Annotated in this window: 17 protein-coding genes and 2 tRNA genes; 7 read left to right on the top strand and 12 right to left on the bottom strand. The window is 53.3% G+C overall.

What is annotated here, in order from left to right; genetic code table 11:
- Positions 1–92: 92 nt before the first annotated feature.
- Genes PZA18_RS05040 through PZA18_RS05030 form a run of 3 tightly spaced genes read right to left on the bottom strand, consistent with a single transcriptional unit; the run spans position 93 to position 2,363 of the window.
- Positions 93–620 carry a FlgO family outer membrane protein gene (locus PZA18_RS05040; protein WP_284099708.1) on the bottom strand — a complete coding sequence of 176 codons (528 nt, stop codon included), beginning with the start codon at positions 618–620 and terminating at the stop codon, positions 93–95.
- Entirely contained in the window at positions 620–1,180 is a 561-nt protein-coding gene (locus tag PZA18_RS05035) for a hypothetical protein (RefSeq protein WP_284099707.1), read from the bottom strand. The genes PZA18_RS05040 and PZA18_RS05035 overlap by 1 nt, the downstream gene beginning before the upstream one ends.
- Before the next feature lie 7 nt (positions 1,181–1,187).
- Positions 1,188–2,363, bottom strand: a complete 1,176-nt coding sequence (locus PZA18_RS05030; RefSeq protein ID WP_284099706.1) for a patatin-like phospholipase family protein — start codon at positions 2,361–2,363, stop codon at positions 1,188–1,190.
- Positions 2,364–2,592: 229 nt separating this feature from the next.
- Between PZA18_RS05030 and guaB the strand changes: the two genes are divergently transcribed.
- Positions 2,593–4,056 carry an IMP dehydrogenase gene (guaB, locus tag PZA18_RS05025; protein ID WP_284099705.1) on the top strand — a complete coding sequence of 488 codons (1,464 nt, stop codon included), beginning with the start codon at positions 2,593–2,595 and terminating at the stop codon, positions 4,054–4,056.
- Between the two features lie 184 nt (positions 4,057–4,240).
- Here the strand turns inward: guaB and PZA18_RS05020 are convergent, their stop codons facing one another.
- Complete coding sequence (locus tag PZA18_RS05020; RefSeq protein ID WP_284099704.1) at positions 4,241–5,086, bottom strand: 23S rRNA (adenine(2030)-N(6))-methyltransferase RlmJ; 846 nt, start codon at positions 5,084–5,086, stop codon at positions 4,241–4,243.
- Positions 5,087–5,221: 135 nt separating this feature from the next.
- Between PZA18_RS05020 and dinB the strand changes: the two genes are divergently transcribed.
- The 3 genes from dinB (at position 5,222) to PZA18_RS05005 (ending at position 7,743) form a co-directional block, all read left to right on the top strand.
- Positions 5,222–6,301, top strand: coding sequence for a DNA polymerase IV (dinB, locus tag PZA18_RS05015; protein WP_284099703.1), 1,080 nt, complete (start codon positions 5,222–5,224; stop codon positions 6,299–6,301).
- A complete protein-coding gene (locus PZA18_RS05010) occupies positions 6,298–6,816 on the top strand; it encodes a DNA-deoxyinosine glycosylase (protein ID WP_284099702.1) in 519 nt (172 codons plus the stop codon). The genes dinB and PZA18_RS05010 overlap by 4 nt, the downstream gene beginning before the upstream one ends.
- Before the next feature lie 96 nt (positions 6,817–6,912).
- Complete coding sequence (locus tag PZA18_RS05005) at positions 6,913–7,743, top strand: CheR family methyltransferase (RefSeq protein ID WP_284099701.1); 831 nt, start codon at positions 6,913–6,915, stop codon at positions 7,741–7,743.
- Between the two features lie 191 nt (positions 7,744–7,934).
- On the opposite strand, the gene PZA18_RS05000 is transcribed toward PZA18_RS05005, so the two are convergent.
- The 8 genes from PZA18_RS05000 to PZA18_RS04965 all read right to left on the bottom strand — a co-directional run bounded on the left by PZA18_RS05000 (position 7,935) and on the right by PZA18_RS04965 (position 16,497).
- Positions 7,935–9,764 carry a peptidylprolyl isomerase gene (locus tag PZA18_RS05000; RefSeq protein WP_284099700.1) on the bottom strand — a complete coding sequence of 610 codons (1,830 nt, stop codon included), beginning with the start codon at positions 9,762–9,764 and terminating at the stop codon, positions 7,935–7,937.
- 101 nt (positions 9,765–9,865) lie between these two features.
- Positions 9,866–9,942: transfer RNA gene (locus tag PZA18_RS04995), tRNA-Asp, on the bottom strand.
- Between the two features lie 149 nt (positions 9,943–10,091).
- On the bottom strand, positions 10,092–10,364 hold the full coding sequence (locus PZA18_RS04990) for an HU family DNA-binding protein (RefSeq protein ID WP_284099699.1): 273 nt from the start codon (positions 10,362–10,364) through the stop codon (positions 10,092–10,094).
- Between the two features lie 98 nt (positions 10,365–10,462).
- Positions 10,463–12,889: an endopeptidase La gene (gene lon / locus PZA18_RS04985; RefSeq protein WP_284099698.1), complete on the bottom strand. Its 2,427-nt coding sequence runs from the start codon at positions 12,887–12,889 to the stop codon at positions 10,463–10,465.
- A gap of 158 nt (positions 12,890–13,047) precedes the next feature.
- A complete protein-coding gene (gene clpX, locus PZA18_RS04980; RefSeq protein WP_284099696.1) occupies positions 13,048–14,319 on the bottom strand; it encodes an ATP-dependent Clp protease ATP-binding subunit ClpX in 1,272 nt (423 codons plus the stop codon).
- 58 nt (positions 14,320–14,377) lie between these two features.
- Positions 14,378–15,013 carry an ATP-dependent Clp endopeptidase proteolytic subunit ClpP gene (gene clpP, locus PZA18_RS04975; protein WP_284099695.1) on the bottom strand — a complete coding sequence of 212 codons (636 nt, stop codon included), beginning with the start codon at positions 15,011–15,013 and terminating at the stop codon, positions 14,378–14,380.
- Complete coding sequence (tig, locus tag PZA18_RS04970; protein ID WP_284099693.1) at positions 15,013–16,314, bottom strand: trigger factor; 1,302 nt, start codon at positions 16,312–16,314, stop codon at positions 15,013–15,015. The genes clpP and tig overlap by 1 nt, the downstream gene beginning before the upstream one ends.
- Positions 16,315–16,412: 98 nt before the next feature.
- Positions 16,413–16,497 (bottom strand) — tRNA-Leu (locus PZA18_RS04965).
- Positions 16,498–16,706: 209 nt separating this feature from the next.
- Here PZA18_RS04965 and gspL point away from each other — a divergent pair.
- Genes gspL through gspN form a run of 3 tightly spaced genes read left to right on the top strand, consistent with a single transcriptional unit; the run spans position 16,707 to position 19,110 of the window.
- Positions 16,707–17,888 carry a type II secretion system protein GspL gene (gene gspL, locus PZA18_RS04960; protein ID WP_284099692.1) on the top strand — a complete coding sequence of 394 codons (1,182 nt, stop codon included), beginning with the start codon at positions 16,707–16,709 and terminating at the stop codon, positions 17,886–17,888.
- Positions 17,885–18,367 (top strand): type II secretion system protein GspM, encoded by a 483-nt coding sequence (gspM, locus tag PZA18_RS04955; RefSeq protein ID WP_284099691.1) that lies wholly within the window; start codon positions 17,885–17,887, stop codon positions 18,365–18,367. Before gspL ends, gspM begins: the two co-directional genes overlap by 4 nt.
- Complete coding sequence (gene gspN / locus PZA18_RS04950) at positions 18,364–19,110, top strand: type II secretion system protein N (protein WP_284099690.1); 747 nt, start codon at positions 18,364–18,366, stop codon at positions 19,108–19,110. The genes gspM and gspN overlap by 4 nt, the downstream gene beginning before the upstream one ends.
- Positions 19,111–19,176 lie beyond the last annotated feature (66 nt).

Genomic DNA, 19,176 nt, shown 5'->3' with positions numbered 1-19,176 from the left:
TACGCCAGCAGGGATGAATTACCAGCGCACAGGTTTCAAACCAGGACTTTACCCCAAAACTCGGCCCGACCCGGCCGCAAACCAAACGTCAACTAGGTTTCCGACATCAGCATCATGCGCACCGTGCTGTCGAGCTTGATTGCGACGTCGTGCGCTGACAGTACGCGATTGTCCTGCGGCCGCAGTATCTTCAGGTTGACGAACAGGTGTTGTGGCCCGAGCGCATAGGTGCCCACCACCACGGCCTGTGCCTGATGCGATTGGGATAGATCCTTGATCTCGCGCGACAGCATCAGCTCGCCCTGAGAGGCTTTTACGAACACACTGCCGCGCATTTTCAATTCGATAACCTGATAGCCCTGCTGAGTCAGGCGGGCCGACACCTGCTCGGACAGTATCCGACCCAGCGTGGAGGATTCGGTCAGGGCATCGATATTGACCAAAGTGGCAACCAGCAGGGGCGCATCCTTGGGCAGGGGCGCAGGCATCAGACCGATCAGGGTATCGGTCGAGTCATAGCTGGCACGTATCAGCCGGTTGGCGCTACCCGCCTCATAGCTGGCACAACCTGCCAGTGCGCACATTAAAGCGAGCAGTGCCGCTCGCAGCAGGCGTTTCATCAGGCGCCTCCTGTAATCGGCATTTTTCTGACCGGCGTTGGAGGGGGAGGCGGTGGCGGTGGCTGATTCAAGGCATCCAGATAAAGCTGGGCATCGTTGCTATTGACGTAATACACATCCGAGGCCCGGAACAGGTAGCGTGAACCATTACCGATCGACGCTGTGGTAATCAGCTGCAACCCTCGCTCCAGCTGAACCGGCTGAACCTCGAATTCCACAGGCAACGAGCCATCGGCACGCTGAGAAACCGTCAGTCCCATCTGGGTCAGGCCGGAGATCAAAAAGGTATGCATGGCCAGCGTAAAGCGGGTGGGCTTGGCCGGCATGGGCACGTAGAGCGTGCGGCTGCTTAAATCCTTGATCTGCGACGCCCGCTGGACGACACGGTAAGCCGCATCGCGGGCTACTTCGTTCCAGTCAGCCGGCGCACGCAGGCCGCGCTGATCCAGCAAGGGATCGACAATGCCGGGCGGCTTCCCGCCGTAATAGGGAAAATGGTCGCAAGCCGCGAGCAGGGGCAGCATCAAGACAAGGCACAGCCAGTTGCGATTGCGATGCATCTCACGCTTATCCTTCAGAACGCTTGGGGGCGGGACTATCATAGCCGAGAAACTCAACAATATCGTCTTGCCGCCGCATTGCATCCTGATAGCCAAGCTCAATCAAGTCTCTGGTGTAATGCTTGTGGAACAGCAGGTAGGACGCCACCACCGAACCTTGGCGCTTAAGGGCCCCCAGGCCGCCGAGCATGAATTTCATTGTGGTCGGGAAATGCATGGCATGGCGTGCCGCGATCATCTCCAATGCCTTGGATGGCGCAATCACCAGCATTTCCACTTCCCTGAGGGCGACATCCTTGCGCTCCTTCACCTCGGGCGGAATGAACGACAAGGTGCGGTTGACGCGGGTGATGCGCTCCAGATCCACTTCCAGACCATCAATGAAGATACTGTTCATCAAATGACCGGCTACTTGCGCCAGCGTCGGATAATTGGGTGCCCGCAGACGCTCACCCGGCAATTCGCGCGGTGGGCTGGCGCCAATCACCAGCACTTTTTCCGAGCCCAGATGCAAAGCCGGGCTGATGGGGGCTACCTGCCGCACCGAGCCATCGCCAAAGAATTCCCGATTGATGCGCACGGCCGGAAACACAAAAGGGATGGCGGAAGTCGCCATCAGATGCTTGATCTCGATCCTGGACCGGCAGCCTAGCCGCTGGGCCCGATTCCAGCCTTCCATTTCTTCAACAGCCTGGAAAAAAGAGACCGACTGGCCACTGTTGTAACCTGAAGCAGTGATACTCAAAGCCCTCAGAAAACCCGAGTCGATTGCGCTCTGGATGCCATCGAAATTGACAAGCTTGGTGAGCATGGCTTCGAGCGGTGTGTTGTCGAGCAGGGAGCGGGGATTTCGCTTACCCATGCCGCCAATCACCAGCGATACGATCCAGTGCCCGAAGTAGCGGGCAAAGGTTGCGAAGTCGCTACGATAAACCTGCTCCACTTGCAGGTTCTTCCATAGGTATTCAAGCCGGCACACACTCTTGCGAAAATCCTGCGCACCCGCCGCCAGCGAGGCTGCATTGATGCCCCCCGCCGAAGTGCCACAAATGATCTTGAACGGTGTGGGAATCTTTGGTGGCAAAGATTTGGCAATCGCCCGCAGTACACCTACCTGATAGGCGGCGCGGGCACCGCCGCCTGACAGGATCAAGCCGATGACCGGCGACCCGAGCATAGTCATTGTTTTCCCTCTGATCCGGCGCTTTCTTGGTGCCTTCACCGCAGCCGCCAACCCGAGCTTCCCGTCGCCAATACGGCGAGACGCCCTCGCCAGATCAATCCGGAACCCTGGCACAGCAGCTGCAATCCTTCATTCCAGCTTATGCACTAACTGAACAAAAGCAATCAGCTACTCGTTTGCAAGTGGGCGCTACGGTATAATTGTCTTTTGCCGGAAAGGATTTTTCACCATGCGTGTCGTTCAAAAAGCCCTCACCTTCGACGACGTTCTCCTTGTTCCCGCCCACTCTCTGGTCTTGCCACGCGAAGTTGATCTCTCGACTCAACTCACGCGCAACATCCGCCTGAACATGCCTCTGCTATCCGCCGCCATGGATACCGTGACCGAAGCCCGGCTCGCCATTGCCATTGCACAGGAAGGTGGTATCGGTATCGTTCACAAGAACATGCCGGTGAAGGCGCAGGCGCTGGAAGTCGCCAAGGTCAAGCGATACGAATCCGGCGTTGTAAAAGACCCCGTGACCATCCGCCCCGATATGCTGGTGCGTGATGTCGTAGCTCTTACCCGTCAGCACCGCATCTCCGGCCTGCCGGTAATCGAAAAGGATGGCCAGATCGTTGGCATCGTCACCAACCGTGACCTGCGCTTCGAGAGCCGGCTGGATGCGCCCGTGTCGAGCATCATGACCCCGCGTGAGCGTCTGGTTACCGTCAAGGAAGGTGCGAGCATCGAAGACGCCCGCCAGCTGATGCACACCCATCGTCTGGAGCGCGTGCTGGTAGTTGACGACAGCTTCCGCCTGAAAGGTCTGATCACCGTAAAAGACATCATCAAGACTACCGAACACCCACTGGCCGCCAAAGACAGCCTGGGTCGCCTGCTGGTCGGCGCTGCCGTCGGCACGGGCGGTGACACAGAAGAGCGTGTGGTCGCGCTGGTTGAAGCCGGCGTTGATGTGCTGGTTGTCGATACCTCACACGGCCACAGCCAGGGCGTGCTTGATCGCGTGCGCTGGGTCAAGCAGAGCTTCCCGCATGTACAGGTCATCGGTGGCAACATCGCCACCGCATCTGGCGCCTTGGCCCTGGTGGATGCAGGGGCAGACGGTGTCAAGGTCGGTATCGGCCCAGGCTCGATCTGCACCACCCGTATCGTGGCTGGGGTAGGCGTACCGCAGATCACTGCCGTTGCCAACGTTGCCGACGCGCTTGCAGGTACGGGGGTACCGCTGATCGCAGACGGTGGTATCCGCTACTCCGGAGACATCTCCAAAGCCTTGGCCGCTGGTGCCCATTGTGTAATGCTCGGGGGCTTGTTTGCCGGTACCGAAGAGGCACCTGGTGAAGTCGAGTTGTATCAGGGCCGTTCCTACAAGAGCTACCGTGGCATGGGTTCATTGGGTGCCATGCAGCAAGGTTCCAGTGATCGCTACTTCCAGGATGGCACAGCCAAACCCGACAAGTTCGTACCGGAAGGCATCGAAGGCCGCGTTCCTTACAAGGGCCCGTTGACTGCCGTCATCCATCAACTGATGGGCGGCCTGCGTTCTTCCATGGGTTATCTGGGTTGCGCAACGATCGCCCAGATGCACGAGCGTGCAGAGTTCGTCGAAATCACCTCGGCAGGTATCCGCGAGTCGCATGTACACGATGTGCAGATCACCAAGGAAGCACCGAATTACCATATCGACTAATTGGTGATTGCTCTGCAGGCGCCAACCCAAGTTCGGTTGACCTTTTACTGCCAGTCACACCAGCAAAAAGCCCCGCTCAGTACAAACTGGCGGGGCTTTTTGTCTGGAGCATTGTTGATTCGTGTCCTCAACCAAGGCCGAGCCGGGGGCAGTTCAGGGTGAATACGCCGCAAATCAACACAACTCAATCCATCTGAAAATCTAGCCGATAGCTTGCGCCGTCATCTTCAGCCAACGCTGCGGTCAACCACGGCATTACCTCCTTCAATAATTCCGGCAAGCGCCAGGGAGGATTGAAGAGGTACATTCCACTACCATGCATGCCAAAGCCATCGGAAGAGGGACGACGCACCGTCAAACTGACATTGAGCCAGCTCTTGCAAGGTACCCCGTGCAATTTCTCGGGTAGTTGCATGGCTTCGTGGCGTTGCAGTAGTGGGTACCAAATGGCGTAAGTCCCTGTCGCAAATCGCTGCAGGCTCTCCTGCATTGCAGCCACTACACGCTGGTAGTCTCGTTTATCTTCATAAGGTGGGTCAATCAGGATCAGGCCGCGTCGGGGCGGCGGGGGCAACACCGCTTTGAGGCCGGCAAAACCGTCCGCTGCCTGCAAACCTACCTGTCGCCCGGCTGGCCGCATATTCTCAGCCAGCAAACCACTATCCGTACTGTGCAGTTCAAACAAGCGCAGCTTGTCGGTACTGCGCATGACATTCAAAGCACACATCGGCGAACCGGGATAAAAGCGCAGCTTGCCATCCGGGTTGAACGTCCGCACCACCTCAACATATTCCTGAATGGCTTCGGGCAAGTCGTTGCGCTGCCACAGCCGATCAATCCCTCCGAGGTACTCAGCATTTTTGGCGGCATAGCCCGTATCAAGCTGGTAACAACCTGCCCCGGCATGGGTATCCACATACCAGAACGGCTTATCCTTCTGACCCAGATACTGCAGCAACTGAACCAAAATAAAGTGCTTGAGCACATCGGCATGATTGCCGGCGTGAAATGCGTGGCGATAACTAAGCATGAATTCTGTCTTTCATACCGGAAGTCCCCGGCTGTCACTCATCAAAAACCTGCAATGCTACACCCCTCAGACGAGGTGCAAGCCCTTTCCAAAACCAGTAAGATTGGAGAACATTCGTCTACCAAACCTCACTCAATGTCCAAGCCGCCGCGCAAGATTATCCATTGCGACTGCGATTGTTTCTATGCCGCCGTCGAAATGCTTGACGACCCCTCCCTGAGCACACAGCCTCTCGCTGTGGGGGGGCAACCTGGCGCACGCGGCGTCATTGCAACCTGCAACTACGTTGCGCGTCGGTTTGGGGTGCGGTCGGCTATGGCATCCAGTCATGCGTTGCGCATCTGCCCCAAGCTGATCATTCTGCCCCCCCGGTTCGAACGCTATCGCAGTATCTCGCGCCAGATCATGGCCATTTATCACGACTACACTCCCCTGGTTGAACCGCTTTCGCTAGACGAAGCTTATCTGGATGTCAGTGATACGAACTTCTGCCAGGGCAGTGCCACCCTGATGGCACAGGAAATCCGTCAGCGCATCGCCACAGAAGTTGGAATTACTGCCTCGGCAGGTATTGCCCCCAACAAGTTTGTCGCCAAAATTGCCAGCGACTGGCAGAAGCCAAACGGTCAGTTCACTGTCGCACCGCATGAAATCGACGAATTTGTGGCCGCCTTGCCGGTGGGTAAGCTGTTCGGTGTCGGCAAGGTGACCGCTGCCAAACTGAACACGCTCGGAATCGAAACTTGTGGCCAACTAAGAGACTGGTCGCTAACCAACCTGTGGCGAGAGTTTGGCAAATTCGGTGAACGTTTGTATGAGCTCTGCCGAGGCATCGACGAACGGCCGGTCTGCCCGGATAGCGTCAGGAAATCGCTCTCGGTCGAAACCACTTATACGCATGATCTGCCAGACCTTGGTAGCTGCCAGGCCGCACTTGGAGAGCTCATTCAAGATCTACGACAACGCCAGCAGAAGTTGAACGATCCGACGCCCGCTCATAAGGCTTTCGTGAAACTTCGTTTTGCGGACTTCAGCCAGACCACCGCCGAATGTGTAGATCCTTATCCAGGTGACGCCACATTTCGACGCTTGCTTACTCAGGGTTTTGAGCGCAAGCAACAACCCGTCCGACTGCTCGGCGTCGGCATTCGCTTTGCTGAACCCGACCATAGCCGGGTGATCCAACTTTCATTATTCGACGAACCTCCTGAATGAGCCTCTCCAGCAAGCAATGCTTCCCACCAGTCGTGGATGCCGATACCGAGGTCCTGATATTAGGCAGCCTACCGGGCGATGCCTCACTGTCGAGAGCACAATATTATGGACACCCCCAAAACCAGTTTTGGCGACTGCTCGGGGCTGTGTTACGGGAGGATCTCGCAGCCCTCGCCTACCCCGAACGACTCGCTGCTCTACAAGTACATGGCTATGGCTTATGGGATGTCATCGCTACCGCGCAACGGCCCGGCAGCCTGGACAGCGCTATCCGGAATGCTGACCACAATGATCTCGCATCGCTGATCGCCCAGCATCCCCGCCTGAAGTACATTGGCTTCAACGGAAAGACGGCTGCGCGTATTGGTCGCAAACAGCTGCTTGGGTGCTCAGCCACCATCATCCTGCTTGACCTCCCCTCTTCCAGCCCTGCCTATACGCAACCGTTCGAAGTCAAACTGTCCAGTTGGCTACAATTACCACGCCCACAGCAACCGGAAAGCACACCAAGGTAGGCGATACGCGTCGGCGCAATGCCTCATCAGCTCTTGCTCGCTAATTGGAGCATCTACTTCTAAGATTAAAAAAACTTCGCGCAAGACTGCACTGCCATGTCCATTCCGCCCGTACCAGCCAGTCGAGAGTTCAAATTCACTCAGCAGGACTTCGAGCGGGTTCGAAAGTTAGTGTACGACTATGCCGGAATCGCACTGAACGACAGCAAACACGATATGGTCTACGGCCGGCTCGCCAAGCGATTGCGTGCCCACAATATGACCACCTTTAATGACTACTTGGCCCTGCTGGAAAAAGGCAACGAGGCAGAGTGGGAAGCCTTCATCAATTCATTGACAACCAATCTCACCTCATTTTTCCGCGAGGCGCATCACTTCCCGGTATTGGCTGAGCATTTGAAGGCGAACAAGCATGTTGGGGTACAAACCATATGGTGTTCCGCATCTTCAACTGGAGAGGAACCTTACACGCTGGCCCTGACGGCCATAGAGGCATTGGACAGCATGCGGCCACCCGTCAAAATCATTGCGACAGATCTGGATACCAGCGTTTTGCGTACCGCCCAGGCTGGAATTTATAGTCCAGACAAAGTCGATAAACTGACACCGGCTCAATTGCAAAAATATTTCAGTCGCCTCCCTGACGGGCAGTTCGAAGTGAAACAGGAAATCAAGGAGCTGATCACCTTCCGCAGAGTGAATCTGATTGATCCGGTATGGCCTCTGCGCGGACCAATTGACGCGATCTTCTGCCGAAATGTGATGATTTACTTCGACAGGGCCACACAGTTAAAAATTCTGGAACGCTACGCCCCCCTTATGCGCCCCAACGGCCTGCTTTTTGTTGGCCACTCAGAAAACCTCTATCACGCGGCCCATGTGTTCCGGCTTCGCGGCAAAACGGTCTACGAGTTGGTCCGTAAGTAGGCTCAGCCCAGGTTCTGCGAAAGTTTTATTTCCGGTCAAAACCAAGCTATTTCAATGGCGAGAGGCTGCGTAGGGCACCACAGTTCGGGACACCTCAAGCTCAAACAAATAACCTCTGACAACCAGACAACAGGCTAGAGCCCGTGATGGCTGCCAGAGGCTAGGCCTTCAGCATTCGAGGATAGAACAAATTATTGCTGTGCGGCTTTAATCTGTGCTCGCTCAACCTTGTAACGCTTTTGCAAGGTGGCTAAATACGCCTGCATTTCTGCGCCAGACTGGCTCTGCTGCAATGCCTGCAACAGGCCTTGCTTGGTCGCATCATCCAACTTGGCCTCAGCGCCCTTGGCTACCTTGTAAACCGCATAGCCACCGCCCGGAAGATCAAAGCCTGCATACGTCGGTAACTTGGCTGTCGGTAGTTTGAACAGCTCCGTAACCGTCTTCTCAGGCAAACCAGCGGGATCACGTCGGCTTACTTGCTTTGTGGCAGTCCAGTTCAATGCGGTAGCTGGCTGACCGGCCTGCAATGCAGCCAAAGCTTTCTTACCTTCGCTGGCAGCCATCTCGTTCGCCTTAAGCGTTTTCAGTTTGATCGAGATCGTAGGCAACACCTCCGCGAACGGGCGGACGGATGCTTTTTGATACTCGGCAATACGCGCCGAAACAAAAACCCCGTTCCCAACATCAATCGCTTCGGTATTGTGCTTCTTTAGTAGAACATCATCTCCAAACACAGCCTGCCTGAGCTTCTCATTATTCAACACCGGCTCGCTTGCCTGCTCTTTAGATACCCAGTCACTACGCTGTATAGAAAGACCGATTTTCTCAGCTGCGGGTTTAAGGCTATCAGCCTGCTGATAAACAACTTCACCAAATTGATCAATCAATCCCTGCATCTTCTGCTGGGCAAGTTGACGCTTCAGTTGCTTTTCAACCTCCGGCTTCACTTCATCATAGGTTTTGGACTTGATATCCAAAACCTGAATGATGTGATATCCAAACTCGGTTTCTACAACACTACTCAACTGGTTCTTTGTCAAGCCAAATGCCACATCTGCAAATGCCTTCACCTGACCTGCGCGTCGGATATAGTCAAGCTCGCCGCCCTTTTCGGCGGAAGTTGGATCCTGGGAATGCTTCCTGGCTAGTTCGCCAAACTTAGACGGATCCTTCTTCAATTCAGCCAGGATTTCCTCTGCTTTAGCCTTCGCAGCAGCCTTGTCTTTCTGACTGGCGGAAGCAGATGCCTGGATCAGAATGTGCCGGACCTTACGACTCTCTTCCTTGTTAAAAACACTTTGATTCTTATCGAAATACTCACGAACCTTAGCTTCATCAACAGAAATCTTTGCCGCAATCTCGTCTTGAGACAAAACCAGATACTCAAGTTTCACGCGATCCGGAACCTTGAACTCAGGTTGGTTGGCGTCATAGTACTTCTTGGCGTCTGCCTCACTGACTGCAACCTTATCGAGGAACTGGACTGCCTTCAGCTCAACCGCTGACACTTCCCGTTGCTCAACCAATGCAGCCGCAAGCCGATCTGCCATAACTTTGGAGACGATGCTTGCTTGAAATGGTGTCGTGAGGCTTTGAAGCCGAATATCTTCCTTGACCTTTGCTTCAAACAGCTGCGGAGTCATCTGCTGAGCGCTCAGCATCGAAACATAAGTGTCGTGATCAAACTTATCCCCCTTCTTGAACTGAGGAATAGCGCCGATAACATCCCTTAAGCGATCATCCGGCACAACCAGATATCGTTTATCTGCTTCAGCCAAAAGCAGGCTTTTCTGAATCAGCCGATCAACAATCATTGGCTTCATTGCATCAGGCACTGGCTGGCCGCGAGTCTCTTCCGCAATATCCCTGGCCGTAATCCGTCGGTCAGCGACCTTGGCTACATAGGGTTCGCTGCCATAATCACTGAATGTGAATCCGCCAGTAACTACCAAGCCCAAGCCCACAGCCCCCAAAGCCACCTGAACTAAGGTTCTGTTGTTATGCACTAGATCGAACATTTGGACGTCTTCCTTACAGCGTCTCGCCAGGAACAGTTTTGATCCCAGATCGTGAATTTAGGCAACAAAAAAGGGTGAACATATGTTCACCCTTTCGCATCTGGCGGAGCGGACGGGACTCGAACCCGCGACCCCCGGCGTGACAGGCCGGTATTCTAACCAACTGAACTACCGCTCCAGAAATCTATAGCCATTAACTGACGGGTTCGGGAACATCTTCCTAATTTATTAACAGCTACCTTCTGCAGTAGCAATCAAACCCAGCACTGGCCTTATACCCCCAACCTCAAACCACCTTTGAAGTTAGAGTGAACCTGATAAAGACGACTATTGTACTGCGTCTTTGAGAGATTTACCAGCCCTGAATTTTGGCTGCTTGGCCGCATCAATTTTTATCGTCGCTCCTGTGCGTGGGTTGCGGCCATTTCGCGCACTACGCTCGCCAACATAAAAGGTTCCAAACCCAACCAAAGTGACAAGATTGCCATTTTTCAGTGCTTCGGTGATAGCCTCAACAGTGGCATCGAGGGCCTTTCCTGCAGCAGCCTTTGATATATCGGCATTTGCAGCAATTGCATCAATCAGTTCCGACTTGTTCACTTATGTCCCCTTTCGATCAGTTTGGAATACCAAGCATAGGTCAAGCGCACGAACTTTATAGCAAGCGAAATTTCGCAGTGTCAAGCTTGGAAGCCGCGTCAGTGCTTGGTCAGCGGGTTGGTTTGCGCCACAGCTTCCGCTCCAGGCAATGTATCGACTGGGGCAACAGGCTCGGCAGCTTCCGTGATTGGCTCCGGTTGACGAGCAAGCGCCAGAGTCAGAACTTGGTCAATCCATTTCACAGGATGAATCTCTAGCTTATGCTTGATATTATCTGGGATATCAACCAAATCCTTTTCATTACCTTCCGGGATCAGCACATGTTTGATTCCTCCGCGATGTGCTGCGAGCAACTTCTCCTTCAGGCCACCGATCGGCAAAACTTCACCGCGCAGAGTAATTTCGCCAGTCATTGCCACATCCGCCCTCACCGGGATGCCAGTAAGCACAGAGACGACTGCCGTAACAATGCCGATGCCCGCAGAGGGGCCATCCTTAGGAGTAGCACCCTCCGGTAAGTGAATATGAATATCGCTCTTCTGATGAAAGTCATCTGGGATCCCAAGCGCCTTGCCACGACTTCGCACGACTGACAGCGCAGCCTGAATCGACTCCTGCATTACATCCCCGAGCTTACCGGTGGTAATCATTTTACCTTTGCCAGGCAATACGACCGACTCGATAGTCAACAACTCACCGCCAACCTCTGTCCAAGCCAACCCCGTAACTTGCCCTACCTGATCACTTTGCTCGGCAAGACCATAGGTGTATTTTCGCACACCTAGATATTTATCAAGGTTGCGAGCACTGACCGTCACCTTTTTGTCACTCGGCTTGAGTAATAGATTCTTAACTACCTTGCGGCACACTTTTGCGATGTCTCTATCAAGACCCCGAACACCAGCCTCTCGAGTGTAATACCGAACAACATCACGTAGCGCCCCCTCCTGCACAATCAACTCGCTTTCCTGTAAGCCATTTGCTTTCATCTGCTTTGGCACAAGATACTTCTCCGCGATATTGATTTTCTCGTCTTCGGTATAACCGGAAAGGCGAATTATCTCCATGCGATCCAGTAACGGGGCAGGAATATTCAATGTGTTAGCCGTAGCCACGAACATGACATCAGAAAGGTCATATTCGACCTCTAGATAATGATCAACGAAAGTTGTATTTTGCTCCGGATCCAAGACCTCCAGCAGAGCCGAGCTGGGGTCACCTCGAAAATCCATTCCCATCTTATCGACTTCATCAAGCAGAAAAAGAGGGTTCTTCACCCCTACCTTGCTCATATTCTGCAATACTTTGCCCGGCATTGAACCGATATAGGTTCGACGATGACCACGAATTTCTGCCTCATCTCGTACACCACCCAACGACATCCGGACAAACTTGCGATTGGTTGCCCGTGCAATTGACTGCCCCAGCGAAGTTTTACCAACGCCGGGAGGGCCAACCAAGCACAAAATTGGGGCTTTTAGCTTATCTACTCTTTGTTGAACTGCCAGATATTCAAGAATTCTTTCTTTCACCCTATCCAGGCCATAGTGATCCTGCTCCAATACCTTCTCGGCAGCAGCCAAATCCTTGCTAATCTTCGTCTTCTTCTTCCATGGCATTCCGCATAAGGTGTCGATATAGTTTCTGACAACCGTCGCTTCTGCAGACATAGGCGACATCAAGCGCAATTTCTTAAGCTCGCTCTCTGCTTTAGCCTTGGCATCCTTGGTCATGCCAGCGGACTTGATTCTCCGCTCGATTTCATCGAAATCAGCACCTTCCTCCATTTCGCCAAGTTCTTTCTGAATGGCTTTAACCTGTTCATTCAGATAATACTCGCGCTGGCTCTTCTCCATTTGGCGCTTGACTCGGCCGCGAATGCGCTTTTCAACCTGCAGGATATCAACCTCAGACTCCAACTGCTTCAGCAGATGATCAAGCCTGTCCTTGACGTCAAACATCTCCAGGATTTGTTGCTTCTGTTCCAGCTTTAGCGGCAAATGTGCAGCAACCGTATCAGCCAGCCGACCTGCTAGCTCGATACCGGATAAAGAAGTCAGTACTTCGGGCGGAATTTTCTTATTCAGTTTGACGAACTGATCAAACTGAGCAAGCAGCGTCCTACGCATTGCCTCTGCTTCGTTTGAATCCTCTTGATCAGCCGGGACCGGTGTCGCTTTAACGGTATAGTAGCCATCCGCATCAACCACACTATGCGCCAGTGCTCGCTGACTCCCTTCCACCAGCACTTTCACGGTACCATCCGGCAACTTCAGCATCTGTAATATGGTGGCAACAGTACCAACCTCATACATATCGACTGGAGAGGGGTCGTCCTTAGCTGCATTCTTCTGAGCAAGCAGCAATATGTGCTTGCCAGCCTCCATGGCAGCCTCCAAAGCCTTTATGGATTTAGGCCGCCCCACGAACAGCGGTATTACCATGAAGGGAAACACCACAACATCGCGCAACGGCAAAAGTGGCAAATCCATTTCAGCTACAGCAAGCTCAGCGTGTAGGGACATGATTTGATCCTGTATACAAATAATTCGATAACTTTAAAATTGGGTTGTCACTCAAAAATTCAATGCTTTCTCTATTTCATGATACCCAATCATTTTTTTGCGGCAATAAAAAACCGCCACAATGGGCGGTTTCAATACCTCAAAATGCCATATGCAAATCAAGCAATTTGACTATTTGCTTTTGGCTCACCGTAGATTACTAACGGCTTTGAGTCATGCTCAATGACATTTTCATCAATCACCACCTTGATTACATCTTCACGAGATGGAAGCTCGTACATTGTATCTAAAAGCGCATGTTCAATAATCGAACGTAGGCCACGCGCCCCAGTTTTTCTTGCGAGCGCTTTCTTTGAAATGGCAATCAACGCCTCTGGACGAATCTCAAGATCTACGCCCTCCAGCTCGAATAAGCGCTGATACTGCTTCACTAGTGCATTCTTCGGTTGCGTTAAAATTGTGACGAGTGAGGCTTCATCCAGCTCATCCAGCGTTGCTACCACCGGCAGGCGGCCGACAAACTCCGGAATTAACCCAAACTTGATTAAGTCCTCAGGCTCGGCATCTTTTAGCAGCTTGCCGATAGTCTTGCTGTCATCCTTGCTGTGAACAGATGCCGCAAAACCAATTCCACCCTTTTGAGAGCGATTGCGGATCAATGTTGCTAATCCATCGAAAGCTCCACCACAAATAAACAGAATATTGGTGGTATCAACCTGAACAAACTCCTGATTAGGATGTTTGCGCCCACCCTGAGGCGGGATAGAGGCCACGGTACCTTCGACCAGCTTCAGTAACGCTTGCTGGACCCCCTCGCCAGATACATCTCGGGTTATCGATGGGTTATCTGATTTACGGGAGATCTTGTCAATCTCATCTATATAGACAATACCACGCTGCGCCTTGTCAACATCATAATCACACTTCTGAAGTAACTTCTGGATGATGTTTTCAACATCTTCACCGACATATCCAGCCTCAGTAAGAGTCGTAGCGTCAGCAATCACAAACGGTACATCTAGAAGCCTAGCAAGTGTCTGCGCAAGCAGGGTCTTACCCGATCCCGTCGGCCCAATCAGAAGGATATTGGACTTTGACAGCTCCACGCCACCGGCCTGTAAACTAGGGCTAGATAGACGCTTGTAGTGATTGTAAACAGCCACGGCCAATATTTTCTTGGCTTTTTCCTGACCAATCACATATTGATCGAGAGTGTCTCTAATTTCTGTCGGTGTAGGCAGCTTGTTTGCGGCACTTTGAGTCGAAGAAGCAACCCCGCTTTGCGTTTCTTCACGAATAATGTCGTTGCAAAGCTCTATACATTCATCACAAATAAACACTTGTGGTCCAGCAATGAGCTTTCTGACTTCGTTTTGACTCTTTCCGCAAAAAGAGCAATACAACAATTTTTGGTTGGACTTGTCGGTCATTCAAATCACCTCCGCAACGAAACTAGGTAATTAGCTCCGACGCGGCTGGTATAAATCCTTATTCAGCCTGGGTACGAGATACCAGCACCTTATCTATTAATCCATAAGTCTGAGCCTCGCTCGCACTCATGAAGTTATCACGGTCAGTATCTCTCTCGATAGTCTCAACCGTCTGGCCCGTATGCTGGGCAAGCAGCTGATTTAGCCCTGCTTTTGTCTTCATCAACTCCCTAGCATGGATTTCAATATCAGTCGCCTGTCCAGACAAACCTCCAAGCAAAGGCTGATGAATCATAATCCGAGAGTTTGGCAAGGCGAAACGCTTACCCTTTGCACCACCTGCAAGTAAAAAGGCTCCCATGCTAGCAGCCATACCAACGCACAGCGTTGACACGTCAGGCTTAATAAACTGCATGGTGTCATAAATCGACATCCCCGAAGTAATAGACCCACCAGGGGAGTTGATGTAGAGAAAGATATCCTTATCTGGATTCTCTGACTCCAGAAAAAGTAGCTGGGCAACAATCAGATTGGCACTCACATCATTGACCGGGCCAACGAGAAAAATCACTCGCTCTTTAAGAAGACGAGAATATATATCATATGCTCTCTCGCCTCGGCCGGATTGCTCAATAACCATGGGCACATAGCCCAAAGCCTTTGGATCCCAATCAGATTGCTGCCAGCTCGCCATTATGCGTTCCCCATTAACTCATCAAAGGTGAGTACTTTGTCAATCGGCTTTGCAACACCATACACATAAGCAACAACATTATCTTCCATAACCATGGCTTCCGGTCCATCCAAGCGATCTGCGCTGGCGTAGTACCACTTAACCACATCCTCTGGATGCTCGTAGCTTTCCGCAAACTCCTGAACCAAAGCCTTCACTTGTTCAGGTTTGGCTTCCAAGCCGTTCGCACGAACCAATTCTGCCAGAATCAAGCCCAATGCCACACGACGCTTTGCCTGCTCTTCAAACAGCTCCGGCGGGAATGGCATTTCCTTTGGGTCAAAACCACGCGAACGCATCTCTTCACGGGCTTGCTCAATCAAGCGGCCAATTTCAAGACCAACCAATGACTTTGGCAGCTCAATCGTCGTCACATCCAGCAGGGCCTGCATTACGCTTTCTTTAGCCCTAGCCTGTAAGCGGCGCTTCACTTCGCGGCTGACGTTCTTACGAATTTCGGCACGCATCTTTTCGACATCGCCATCTTCAATGCCAAGCGCCTTGGCGAAATCGGCATCAATTTCGGGCAAACGAGGTTCAGACACGTTACGAACAGTGACTTCAAATATCGCTGTTTTGCCAGCAACATCCTTGCCGTGGTAGTCCTCAGGGAAGGACAGATCGAAAGACTTGGTCTCGCCATCTTTCATGTCGATCACTGCAGCATCAAACTCAGGCAGCATTTGGCCTTCACCAGCCAGGAAAGCATAGTTTTTTGCGCTGCCGCCCGCAAACTCAACGCCATCAATTTTTCCGGAGAAATCAACAACAATGCGATCACCCTTGGCTACCGCACGCTCAACATGCTCGAAGCGAGTGCGCTGTTTGCGCAGAATGTCGATTGTTTTATCGACTTCAACATCACTAACCTCCAGTGTAGGGCGCTCAATTTCCTTGCTACTCAGATCGCCAATTGAGACTTCCGGGTACACTTCAAATACCGCAGCAAAGCGAAACTCTGTAGTGGACTCCGCCGGCAGCGCCTCGAAACGGGGGTACCCTGCGACGCGCAACTGCTGAGCTTGTACAGCAGAGGCAAAGCTGGATTGAACTTTTTCGCCCAACACTTCTTCGCGAACCTGAGGGCCGTAATTTTGCGCAACGATCTTGAGAGGGGCTTTGCCTGGGCGGAAACCTTGAATTTTTGCGCCTCTAGCAACGCCTTTCAGACGAGCATCAACAGCAGCGTCGATTTCGCCCATTGGAATTGCAAAGTTCAGCCGTCGTTCCAGTTGCCCGAGGGTTTCCATCTGTACTTGCATGATCAGTCCTATGTATTCAGTGTATTGCGAGCGCCTCGGGCGCCGGCGAGGTCCAAGTTCAAGCAGGAGCCTGTAAACAGACTCCTGCCAAAGTCATTTGGTGCGAGAGGGGGGACTCGAACCCCCACGTCTTTCAACGCTGGAACCTAAATCCAGTGCGTCTACCAATTTCGCCACTCTCGCTGTGCCGGTCCGGGTTGTGGGTGCCCGGACGGTGCGGCCGCTGATTATGGCATGACCATGTGCGGCTGGGAAACCACGAATTATAGGCGAGAGTCACCTATCTGTTAAGCCTCCCCCTGCAAATTATCTTGAATCAGTAGCGACGCTTTTGCAGCAAGGCGATTGTGTCATACTTACTGTCTGTTTTTTTCAACTGAATTTTTCCCATCGTGGCTACGCTGAGACTGTTTCTTGATGAGTTTGGCATTCCACCGAATGCCGATACGGAAGTTGATTGGGTACGGCTGGATGCGCCCGGCCACGGTCGATGCGCCCTATCGGCTGTTCCCACCGCAAAGCGGCTCGAATTGATCGTACCGACGCAATTGGTATTGATTGCCAAAGTCCAGTTGCCGCCAGGGGGAAGGCGCCAGGCGCGCAAGCTGGTACCCCTCGCAGTTGAACCTTTGATTTTGGACGACCCTACGCAACAGCACGTCGCCTACGAGCTACTCGACGGTGACAGTGCGCGTGTCGCTGTGATGGACGCCCAATTATTGACAGGCACACTGAACACACTCAAGGCTTTGGGGATGAAGCCAGCGGCGATCTACCACGGGGCAGACCTGCTGCCTCCGGGGAGTTCAAGCTGTTGGCAGGTTGCGATTGGCCGGTCTGATATGCAGGTCATCGCTGAGGAAGCGCTTGTCTGTGACAGCATGGCCGATGGATCTCCCCCATTACTGCTGCGAGCGGCGGTCGCCCAGAGTCGGCCAGAGTCGATTCAGCTATTTACGTCGCCACAGGTGCAAAGTATCAAGGGCTGGGAAGAACTGCTCGACTGCCAGATTGTCGCCATGGACGAGGACTGGATGATGCGGCCACTCCGGCCTGACGCCATCAACCTTCTACAAGGCAAGCACGCGGCGGGAGCCTCACTGGATATAGACTGGCGCCCGTTAAAACCGGCTCTTTGGCTGACCGCCGCGTTTGCTGGCTTGGCATTTGCGCAAACAGTAAGTAGCTGGGCCAGCTTTAAATCGGAAGAAAAAGCATTAAAGAGAGAGGCGGAGACAGCTTTTCGTACCGCTTTCCCCAATCAACCGGTTGTCGATGTCAAGTTGCAGCTGGAGGCACTTGCCAAGTCGCGTCCCGCCAATGCTCAGCCAACCGGTGCTGCTGACGCCTTCTCACTGATGCAGGCTGTAGCCCCGCACATTGCCGGTCACCCAGAGTTCAAGCTTGCCCGACTGGAGGCCAAGACTGACACCTTATTTCTCGACCTTGCAGGCGACGCCGCAACCAATGCCGGATTGGCCCAGTCACTCAAAGATGCCGGACTGCAGGTTGATGATGGTAAAGCCCCGCAAACCGGCCATAGTCGTCTGATCATTACAAGCAAAACCAAATGACAATCAAACAGAAACTGCTCAATGCCTGGCAGCAAAGACAGCCGCGTGAGCGGATGATTCTGGCTGGTGGGGCTGGCATTGCCCTGATTGGCCTGCTCTACGCCTACGGCATTCACCCTTTACTGGAAGACTCTGCGCGCCTGAAAAGACAGCTGCCCAGGTTGCGGGCCGATACTGCCGAAATCAAAGGCAAGATTCAGCAATTCGCCGGCAAACCTGCCGCTACTACGCTTCCAACAGGCCCATTGCTTGATCAGCTCAAGTCCATGGCAGCCACGCACGGTCTGCAAGACAGTAAGCTGGACTGGGCCGCGAAGTCTCCGGCCGAAGCCACCATGCGTGCAGATCATCTGTCATTTGATGGTTGGCTGGCCTTTGCTGGCGCAGCCAAGCAAGAGGGTGTCAAGCTCACCCACCTCACAGCAGAAGCACTGGGCGAGCCTGGGATGGTGAAAATCGAAGCGGTGTTTGCACGATGAAAACATTTGGCTGGAAAACCTGGCTTGGGCTGCTTGGCCTGACCTCCATTGGCCTCGTGGCCACCCTGCCGGCCACCATGCTGGACTTGGTACTGTCCCAAGCCAGCAACGGGCAGATGGCACTGGCCTCGGCAGAAGGTACGATCTGGAACGGCGGCGGCCAGGTCTTACTGGCGGGGGATGCGCTTAATGAAAAACTAAGCTGGAAGTGGCGACCGGCTGATGTGCTCACCGGCAAGCTCGGCTTTGAACTGGCAGGGAGTCAAGGCGGGCGAGGCTTGGTCAGGCTGGCGCCTGGTTCGATTGATCTGGCCGACTTCGATCTCACCTTCCGGGCGGCACCATTGTTCAAGCTCGACAAACGAGCCTTGGCATATCGGCTGGGGGGGGACTTCAAGGTTCAGGCTACGCAATTACATTACAAAGGCGGAAAAATCGCCGGCACCCCGCAAATTGACTGGTTGGATGCCCGCGCCGAGGGCGTGACCGGTGATGCGACGCTGGGCAGCTACCGTCTGACTTTACAGCCCGACACGCAAGGCGGGGCACAGCTCAACGTCTCGACGCTGGCGGGACCACTGCAACTGGGCGGCAGTGGTCAATGGACGCCACAGGGCGGTCTGGCTGCGACAGTTACCTTGCAGGCCATGAACGGCGCGGAAAGCAGTATTGGAGCTTTGCTCTCACAGATTGGCCCGGCAGACGCCGGTGGGGTGCGTCAAGTCAGCTTCAATCTCAAGTGAATGCAGACAAACCCGCATTGAAACAAACAAGGCGCCACTGGCGCCTTGTTTGTTTAGTACGCGGCC

Origin of the sequence: Parachitinimonas caeni (genome assembly GCF_030129945.1) — a bacterium.
GTDB lineage: Bacteria > Pseudomonadota > Gammaproteobacteria > Burkholderiales > Chitinimonadaceae > Parachitinimonas > Parachitinimonas caeni.
The sequence above is the reverse complement of the archived record's forward strand: the minus strand, read 5'-3'. Positions and strand labels throughout refer to the sequence as shown.

Bases quoted from the DNA above. Each gene is read 5' to 3' on its own strand.
- guaB (WP_284099705.1), top strand. From the start codon at position 2,593: ATGCGTGTCGTTCAAAAAGCCCTCACCTTCGACGACGTTCTCCTTGTT.
- gspN (WP_284099690.1), top strand. From the start codon at position 18,364: ATGAAAACATTTGGCTGGAAAACCTGGCTTGGGCTGCTTGGCCTGACC.
- clpP (WP_284099695.1), bottom strand. From the start codon at position 15,013: ATGGCGAGCTGGCAGCAATCTGATTGGGATCCAAAGGCTTTGGGCTAT.
- PZA18_RS05005 (WP_284099701.1), top strand. From the start codon at position 6,913: ATGTCCATTCCGCCCGTACCAGCCAGTCGAGAGTTCAAATTCACTCAG.
- tig (WP_284099693.1), bottom strand. From the start codon at position 16,314: ATGCAAGTACAGATGGAAACCCTCGGGCAACTGGAACGACGGCTGAAC.
- PZA18_RS05035 (WP_284099707.1), bottom strand. From the start codon at position 1,180: ATGCATCGCAATCGCAACTGGCTGTGCCTTGTCTTGATGCTGCCCCTG.
- clpX (WP_284099696.1), bottom strand. From the start codon at position 14,319: ATGACCGACAAGTCCAACCAAAAATTGTTGTATTGCTCTTTTTGCGGA.
- PZA18_RS05040 (WP_284099708.1), bottom strand. From the start codon at position 620: ATGAAACGCCTGCTGCGAGCGGCACTGCTCGCTTTAATGTGCGCACTG.
- lon (WP_284099698.1), bottom strand. From the start codon at position 12,889: ATGTCCCTACACGCTGAGCTTGCTGTAGCTGAAATGGATTTGCCACTT.
- gspM (WP_284099691.1), top strand. From the start codon at position 17,885: ATGACAATCAAACAGAAACTGCTCAATGCCTGGCAGCAAAGACAGCCG.
- PZA18_RS05020 (WP_284099704.1), bottom strand. From the start codon at position 5,086: ATGCTTAGTTATCGCCACGCATTTCACGCCGGCAATCATGCCGATGTG.
- PZA18_RS05030 (WP_284099706.1), bottom strand. From the start codon at position 2,363: ATGACTATGCTCGGGTCGCCGGTCATCGGCTTGATCCTGTCAGGCGGC.
- PZA18_RS05000 (WP_284099700.1), bottom strand. From the start codon at position 9,764: ATGTTCGATCTAGTGCATAACAACAGAACCTTAGTTCAGGTGGCTTTG.
- dinB (WP_284099703.1), top strand. From the start codon at position 5,222: ATGTCCAAGCCGCCGCGCAAGATTATCCATTGCGACTGCGATTGTTTC.
- PZA18_RS05010 (WP_284099702.1), top strand. From the start codon at position 6,298: ATGAGCCTCTCCAGCAAGCAATGCTTCCCACCAGTCGTGGATGCCGAT.